The sequence below is a fragment of the Kitasatospora sp. DSM 101779 genome (assembly GCF_025655475.1).
GTDB lineage: Bacteria > Actinomycetota > Actinomycetes > Streptomycetales > Streptomycetaceae > Kitasatospora.
On sequence record NZ_JAHTIK010000001.1, the window covers coordinates 2,020,909 to 2,028,711 of the forward strand.

Annotated in this window: 6 protein-coding genes; 3 read left to right on the forward strand and 3 right to left on the reverse strand. The window is 75.8% G+C overall.

Translation table 11 applies throughout. The annotated features are described in order from the left end of the window. The first annotated feature begins 28 nt into the window (after positions 1–28). From KSNIM_RS09380 to KSNIM_RS09390, 3 genes are all read left to right on the forward strand, one after another. The gene (locus KSNIM_RS09380; protein ID WP_263102765.1) at positions 29–1,810 is read left to right on the forward strand and encodes an IucA/IucC family protein; all 1,782 of its coding nucleotides are present in this window, start codon (positions 29–31) and stop codon (positions 1,808–1,810) included. Continuing rightward, on the forward strand, positions 1,810–2,979 hold the full coding sequence (locus KSNIM_RS09385) for a type III PLP-dependent enzyme (protein WP_263107882.1): 1,170 nt from the start codon (positions 1,810–1,812) through the stop codon (positions 2,977–2,979). Before KSNIM_RS09380 ends, KSNIM_RS09385 begins: the two co-directional genes overlap by 1 nt. A gap of 99 nt (positions 2,980–3,078) precedes the next feature. Further along, the gene (locus KSNIM_RS09390; RefSeq protein WP_263107883.1) at positions 3,079–3,885 is read left to right on the forward strand and encodes an inositol monophosphatase family protein; all 807 of its coding nucleotides are present in this window, start codon (positions 3,079–3,081) and stop codon (positions 3,883–3,885) included. A 19-nt stretch (positions 3,886–3,904) separates the two neighbouring features. On the opposite strand, the gene KSNIM_RS09395 is transcribed toward KSNIM_RS09390, so the two are convergent. The 3 genes from KSNIM_RS09395 to KSNIM_RS09405 form a co-directional block, all read right to left on the reverse strand. Next, positions 3,905–5,107, reverse strand: coding sequence for a cytochrome P450 (locus KSNIM_RS09395; RefSeq protein ID WP_263102766.1), 1,203 nt, complete (start codon positions 5,105–5,107; stop codon positions 3,905–3,907). 91 nt (positions 5,108–5,198) lie between these two features. Then, the gene (locus KSNIM_RS09400) at positions 5,199–5,918 is read right to left on the reverse strand and encodes a tRNA-dependent cyclodipeptide synthase (RefSeq protein WP_263102767.1); all 720 of its coding nucleotides are present in this window, start codon (positions 5,916–5,918) and stop codon (positions 5,199–5,201) included. A 424-nt stretch (positions 5,919–6,342) separates the two neighbouring features. Next, the coding region (locus KSNIM_RS09405) for a pyridoxal phosphate-dependent decarboxylase family protein (protein ID WP_411543683.1) at positions 6,343–7,803 on the reverse strand (1,461 nt) is incomplete at its 5' end.

A 7,803-nucleotide genomic window follows, 5' to 3' on the forward strand; every position in this document is an offset into this window, starting at 1 on the left:
CCGCCCACACCCGCGAGGGAGCAACCGGATGACCCCACGGCTCGACGCCCGCCACACCTGCGCCCCCACCGGGCTGCCCAGCGCCGACCACGCCGTCGCGCACACCCTGCTCAACTGCCTGCTGCGCGAGGTCTCCGCGCCCGAGCACCAGACCGCCGTCCACGACGGCCACCTGGTCGTCCGGCTGCCCCGCCGCGGCGCCCTGCTGCGGGTCGCGCTGCGCCGCACCTCGCTCTCCGGTGCGCACCGCTTCACCGGCCCCGTCCTCGCCCACACCGCCGACGCCCCCCGGGCGAACAGCGTGCGGGAGGGCGGCTGGCGGGAGCTCGGCTGGCGCGAACTCGCCGAGCAGGTCGGGGCGGAACTCGGCCACCGCGGCGGCACCGCCAACGACGAGTTCCTCGCCCAACTCGCCGCCAGCCACGCCGGGGTGGCCGCCGCCCTGGCCGACCGCCCGGAGCCCGGACCGGACCGCTACCTGGAGTCCGAGCAGGCCCTGCTCTTCGGACACCGCTTCCACCCCGCGCCCAAGGCCCGCTCCGCCGGACGCTCCGCAGACCCCGCCCCCTGGTCCGCCTACGCCCCCGAGGCCCGGGCCGCCTTCCGGCTGCGCCACCTCGCCGTCCGTGCCGAGCTGCTCGCCGAGGACACCGCCGACCCCGCCGCGGCCGCCCTGGTCGACGGGTTGCGCGGCGGACTCCCGTCCGGCTACCGGCTGTTGCCCGCCCACCCGTGGCAGTTCTCGCTGCTCCGCGAGCACCCGGCACTCAACGCCGCGCTCGCCCGCGGCGACGTGCTCGACCTGGGCCCCGGCGGCGCCCCGTTCACCGCCACCGCCTCCGTCCGCACGCTCTACGGCACCGGCGCCTTCCTCAAGTTCAGCCTCAACGTGCGGATCACCAACTGCCTGCGCAAGAACGCCGCGTACGAGCTGGCCGGTGCCGTCGCCCTGACCCGGCTGCTGGCCGGGCCGCTCGCCGACCTCGCCCGGCGCTTCCCGGACGCCGCCGTGCTGCGCGAACCCGCCTTCCGCACGCTGGCCCTGCCCGGCCCGGACGGCCGCCCCGACACCGCGCTGTACGAGGGTCTCGGCCTGATCGTCCGCGAGGGCCTGGCCGCCGCCGTCCGCCCCGGCCTCACCCCGCTGCTGGCCGCCGCCGTCGCCGACGAGTACCCGACCAGTTCGGCGCAGATCGCCGCGCTGCTGGACGGCGCAGGTCCGGCCGCCGCCCGCGACTGGTGGGCCCGCTACCTGCGGCTGGTCGTCCCGCCGGTGCTCGCCGCCTACTTCGACCACGGCGTGGTGCTGGAGCCGCACCTGCAGAACGTGCTGGTCTGCGTGGACGCCGCCGGGCGGCCCGGCCAGGTGCTCTTCCGCGACCTGGAGGGCACCAAGCTGCTGCCCGAGCACCACACCGGAGCACTCGCCGCCCTGCCGCCCGAGGTCGCCGGGCCGATGACCTACGACGCCGACCGCGGCTGGGACCGGGTGGTCTACTGTCTGCTGGTCAACCACCTCTCGGAGTTGCTGGCCGCCCTCGCCGACCAGGCCCCGCCCGCCCGGTCCGGCCGGCTGGAGGCCGACCTCTGGGCCGAAATGCGCACCGTGCTGGACGAGTGCGCCGACGCGCACGGCCGCCCGTCCCGGCTCACCGCGCTGCTGGACGGCGCCCCGCTGCCCGCCAAGGCCAACCTGCTGACCCGCTGGGAACGCCTCCCCGACCGGCAGGCCGGCTACGTACGGCTGCCCTCACCGCTCGCCCCCGAGGTGCTCGCCGAGGCCGCCCGCAGCGGCGGGGCCGCCCGGTGATCGCCGCCCCGGGCGCGCTGGTCGCCCGCCGCGTCGAGGAGCTCGCCCCGGGGGAGCTGCCCGCCTACCTGTACGACCTGCCGGCACTGCGTACACACGCCGCCGCCGTCCGGGCCGCGCTGCCCGCCCGGGTCGAGTTGTACTACGCGGCGAAGGCCAACCCGGAGCCGGCCCTGCTGACCGCCCTGCGGCCGTACGTGGACGGCTACGAGGTCTCCTCCGGCGGCGAGTCGGCCCACGTCAGGGCCTCGGTGCCGGGCGCGCCGACCGCGTTCGGCGGCCCCGGCAAGACCCCGGCCGAGATCGCCGCCGCGCTGGCCGCCGGGGTGCACCGCTGGCACGTGGAGAGCGTCCACGAGCTGCGACTGCTCGCCGCCTCCGGCGAGGCCGTGGACATCCTGCTGCGGGCCAACCTGCCGGTGGCCGAGGGCCGCCTCGACGGCGTCGCCCTGGCCATGGGCGGCCGGCCCAGTCCGTTCGGCATGGACCCGGCCGGCCTCGAGGAGTGCCTGCGTCTGCTGGACTCCCCCGGCTTCGGTCGGCTGCGGCTGCACGGCATCCACGCCCACCTCGCCAGCGGCCTCGACGCCGCCGGCCAACTCGCGCTCACCGAGCGGATCGTGGACCACACCGTGGGGCTCGGCCTGGCCGAGGCCAACGTCGGCGGCGGCATGGCCGTGGACTACGCCGACCCCGGCCGCCGCTTCGACTGGACGGCCTTCGGCACCGGCCTGCAGAAGCTGCTCGACCGACACCCCGGGCTGCGGCTGCGGATCGAGCCCGGCCGCTCGCTCACCGCCTACTGCGGCTGGTACGCGACCGAGGTGCTGGACCTCAAGCACAGCCACGGCGAGGACTTCGCGGTCGTCCGCGGCGGCACCCACCACCTGCGCACCCCGGCCACCCGGGGCCACGCCCAGCCGTTCGCCGTCCTGCCCTCCGAACACTGGCCGTACCCGTGGCAGCGGCCCGCCGCGACGGGCCCGCTGGTCACCTTCTCTGGCCAGCTCTGCACGCCCAAGGACGTGCTGGCCGGCCGGGTGCCCGCGGCGGGTCTGCGGGCCGGCGACCGGGTGGTGTTCGCCATGGCCGGCGCCTACGCCTGGAACATCTCCCACCACGCCTTCCTCATGCACCCCCACCCGGGCTTCCACGTCCTGGACGGGTAGCGGTCCCGGGGGCGCCCCCGGTGGTGGCGGGGCCGCCGCAGGTCGGGGGTGGCCGGGCGTGGGAGAGTGGTACCGGGCGAAGGGAGCGTTCGGGTGCTGATGGAGAAGGTGGCGGAGATCCTCGCCGAGGCGTCGGCGGAGGTGGTCGAGCCCCGGTTCCGGGCCCTCGCGGCGGGCGAGGTGCTGGAGAAGGCACCCGGTGAGATCGTCACCGTCGCCGACCGCGAGGCCGAGGTGATCATCTCCCGGCGGCTGCGCGAGCTGCTGCCGGTTCCGGTGGTCGGCGAGGAGGCGGTGGCCGCCGATCCGGCGCTGGCCCGGGCGCTCTCCACCGAGCCCGCCTGCTGGCTGGTGGACCCGGTCGACGGCACCGCGAACTTCGTCGCCGGCCGCCCGGACTTCGCGGTGATGGCCTCGCTCGTCCGGGCCGGCCGCACGGTCGCCTCCTGGATCTACCAGCCGGTCGGCGGCGTCTGCTACTCCGCCGAACTCGGCGCCGGCGCCTGGCGGGACGGACAGCGGATCGTCCGGCAGCCGGCCGCCCCGGAGCCGGAGACCTGGCGCGGTTCGGTGAAGAGCCGCTTCCTCGACCCGGTGCTGCACCACCGGCTGCAGACCAACGCCCGGGTGTTCGGCGAGGTGTCCGCCGGCCGGCGTTCGGCCGGCATGGAGTACCCGCAGCTCGCCGACGGCCGGCAGGAGTTCATCCTCTACTGGCGCACCCTGCCCTGGGACCACGCCCCCGGCTCACTGCTGGTGACGGAGGCGGGCGGCGTCTCCGCGCGGCTCGACGGCAGCGAGTACCGGCCGGAGCCGCCGGGCGGCCTCGACGGGCTGCTGGTCGCCTGCGACCCGGCGGTGTGGGACCGCACCCAGGAGATCCTGCTCGCCGCCGCCGTGCACTGACCTCTGGTGACCGCCCGGGTCACCAGAGCACCGGGAGGCGCTCGGGGAGCCGCTTGATGAAGCCGGGGCGCCAGGCCAGCTGCTCGACCGGCAGGGCGAGCCGCAGCTCCGGCAGCCGCTGGACCAGCGCCGTCAGCGCGATCCCGGCGTGGGTGCGGCCGAGGGCGGAGGCGGGGCAGAAGTGCCGGCCGGCGCCGAAGGCCAGGTGCGGGTTCTCCGGGCGGTCGAAGTCGATCCGCTCGGGGTGCGGGAAGACCTCCGGGTCGTGGTTGGCCCCCTCGACCAGGACGAGCACCAGCTCGCCCTCGCGCACCAGCACCTCCCCCAACTGCACGTCGGCGAGGGCCAGCCGGGGCAGCGCGTCGCCGATGGACAGGTTCCAGCGCAGCAACTCCTCCACCGCGCGGTCGATCACGCCCGGCTCGGTGCGGATCCGCTCGGCCAGCTCCGGCTGCTGCACCAGCATGATGACGGCGTGCAGCAGGAAGGACGAGGTGGAGACCGCGCCGGCCCCGAACAGCGAGAGCGCCACGGTGGCGAGCAGTTCGTCGGGGATCCGGTCGGCCGCGTCCGGCGAGCGGCGCAGTTCGGCGAAGCGGCCGAGCAGGCCCTCGGTGGGCTCCGGGTCGGCATTGAGCCGGTCGACCATGTAGCCGAGGTCCTTGTACCAGTTGGCGGCCGAACCCTCGAAGGGGGTGGGACTGGTGAGGAAGGCGACGTCGATGCCGGCCATCAGCCGCCGCCAGTCGTCGGTGGGGAGGCCGAGCAGCCGGCAGTGCAGGGCGGCCGAGTAGGGCTCGGTGAAGCCGTCACGCAGCTCGCCGGGGGCGCCCTGCTCGATCAGCCGGTCGATCAGCCGGTGCGCCTCGGCGGCCAGCCAGGGTGCCAACTCCCGGTCGGCACGCGGGTTGAGGGTCTTCATGACGGCCTGCCGCAGTCCGGCGCTGTTGATGTTGCCCATGTTGTTGACCACCTCGGGCGGGATGGTCAGGGCGTACTGGCGCGGGACGCCGGGGTTCGCGGTGTCCTTGAGGCTGAACCGCTCGTCCTCCAGCACCTGCCGGGCGAGGTCGAAGCTGCTGACCAGCCAGGCCGAATCGCCGGTCATGGTACGGACCTTGGCCACCGGGTGCTTCTCGCGGAGGGCGGCCACCTCCTCGGGGACGACGTCGCCCCGCCGGGAGAGCGGAAAGGTGAACTCGGGCTGTTCGGTGACGGTCATCGGGCTCCTCGGTGGCAGTGGTGAGGGTGGTGCGGCGGTCGGGCTTCATGCGGTGCGGCGGTCGGGCTTCATGCGGTACGGCGGTCGGGCTTCAGGCGGCGCGGCGGTCGGCCGCCGCATCGGCGGGGCGGACGACCGCGTAGGCCTGGTCGGGGGCTGCACGCAGCCCGTCCGGCCGGCCGAACAGCACCGGGGTGAGCGGCAGTTCGACGTGGTAGCAGGCGACGGAGCTGGGCACACCGAGCAGGGCCGGGGTGTCCAGGAAGAACGGGAGCTCGGCCGCGATGTAGCGCAGGCCGGCGGCGAGCCGGTCGGCGGCGGGCGCGGCGCCGTCGAGCCGGGCGCGGAGGAAGTCCCGGGCCATCCGCTCGGCGGCCTCGCGGAACGGCCGGTCGCCCTCCAGGGCGGTCAGGACGTCGGTGTGCAGGCGGCGGTAGGCCTCCGTTCCGGTGAACTCGGAGAGGGCGTGGGTGCGGACGCCCGGACGGCCCGCGTCGGCGGCCCCGCGCTCGATCCGCCGCCGGGTGGCCTTGATCTCCTTGGCGGCACGGCGGGCGGCGGCGTCCGGCGGGTAGCCCTGGGCGCCGAACTGGGCGTCCACGTGCAGGTCGGCGTGGACGATGTCCACCGTGTCGAAGAACTCCTTCCCCCAGTGCACGAGTTGGGTGATGCGGCGGGCGCTGAAATAGCTGTTGCCGGGGCTGACGCCGATCAGCAGGTGCTCGCCGCGGGCGAAGACCCGGCGGCATCGCTCGGAGTACGGGAATGCCTGGAATTCGTCGATCGTGGTGCTCAGCAGTGTTTCGCTCATGCCGATTCCTCCGCCGGACGGGGACGGGTGCGGACGGCTCCGGAATCACCGGGCCGATGTGCGGGTGCAGGACGGCCGCACGGGTCCGGCACCGGGGGTGGGGCGCTGCGGACGGGGCCGAGGAGCGGGGGCGGGCAGGCTCAGATCGCCCGCGAGCAGGCCGAAGACGGCACGGCGGAGCCCCCTCGCGCCGCTAGTCCCGGGGAGCCGTGTGCTCCCGGTGTGGCGGCGACCACGAGAAGTTACCGCCGATCTTCACCGGGTCGGCAAGCCCGCCCCGGGGATTGGCGGAATTCCCACCCGGAGCGGCCGAAAAATGCTGGACACCCGAATCTCGGTATGTCCACGGAACGAATTGCCGTCGATTAGCAAATCACCGGCGACATGACCAGTGTGGATTCCTCCGAACACACCTGACGGTCGGTCATGCGCCGCTGTGCGATTCCTCCGCCCGGCGCCCGGCCGCGCGGACGGCGGCGAGGACGGCGTCCAGGTCCGCCGGTGCGGCGTGCGGGTTCAGCAGGGTGAGCTTCAGCCGGACGCGGCCGGGGCCGTCGCCGGGGAGTTCGGTGCGGCCGACGACCGCACGGCCGGCGCGCAGCAGGTCGCGGCGGAGTTCGGCGTTGAGCCGGTCGATCCGGGCGGGGTCGGCCGACCGGGGCCGGTAGCGGAAGACCACGGTGGTGAGCACCGGCGGGCAGTGGAGTTCCAGGTCGGGTTCGGCGGCGACGGCCCCGGCGGCGTGATGGGCCAGCCGGTGGCAGGCGTCGACCAGCGCGCCGAGCCCGGCCCGGCCGAGCACGGCGAGGGTGACGGCCAATTTGAAGGCGTCCGGGCGGCGGGTGGTGCGCAGCGACAGGCCGAGCAGGCTCGGGTAGCCCGCCTCCTCGTCGTCGGCCGGATTGAGGTAGACGGCCCGCCGGGCGAGCGGGGCGTAGCTGTCGGCGCGGCGGACGAGGAAGACGCCCGCGGCGGCGGGCTGCCAGCCGAGCTTGTGCCAGTCGAGGGAGAGGGAGTCGGCGCGTCCGATGCCGTCGAGCAGCGGGGCGAGGCGGTCGGAGAGCAGGGCGCCGCCGCCGTACGCGGCGTCGACGTGCAACCAGGCCCCGTACTGCGCGGCGAGGTCGGCGGCGCGGTGCAGCGGGTCGATCGCACCGGTGTCGGTGGTGCCCGCGGTGGCGACCACGGCGATCGGGGTCCCGCCGCGGCGGACGGTCTCGGCGAGGGCCTCTGCCAGGGCGCGGCCGTCCATCCGCAGGGTGCGGTCGACGGGGACGGTCCGGACGGCCTGCTCGCCGAGGCCGAGGACGGCGGCGGCGCGCTGGACGGAGAAGTGCGCGGCGGCGGAGGCGAGGATCCGCGGCCGGGTCCCGGCGGGGAGGCCGTGCAGTTCGGCGCCGGGGAGGGCGCGGTCGCGGGCGAGCATCAGTCCCATCAGGTTGGACTCGCTGCCGCCGGAGGTGAGCACGCCCGTGGCTGTGGCCGGGAGGCCCGCCAGGGCGGCGAGTTCGGCGAGCAGGGCGGTCTCGAGGGCGGTGGCGGCGGGGGCCTGGTCCCAGGAGTCCTGGGAGGGGTTGAGGGCGCTGACCGCCAGGTCCGCGGCGGCGGCGACGGCCAGCGGCGGGCAGTGCAGGTGGGCGGCGCAGGCCGGGTCGGCCGGGTCGGCCGCGTACCCGGCGAGCAGCCGGGTGAGCCGGGCCAGGGCGTCGGGACCGGGTGGCGCGGCGAGGGCGTCGCGGACCAGCCCGGCGATCTCCTCGGGGTGTCCCGCCGGGATCGGGCCGCCGCGGTCGTCGGCGCCGGCGGCGAGCGCGGCCAGCACCTCGTCCAGCAGCGGCCGCAGCGCGGCGGGGCCGGCCCCCGGGGAGGGGGGGGGCGGCCGGCC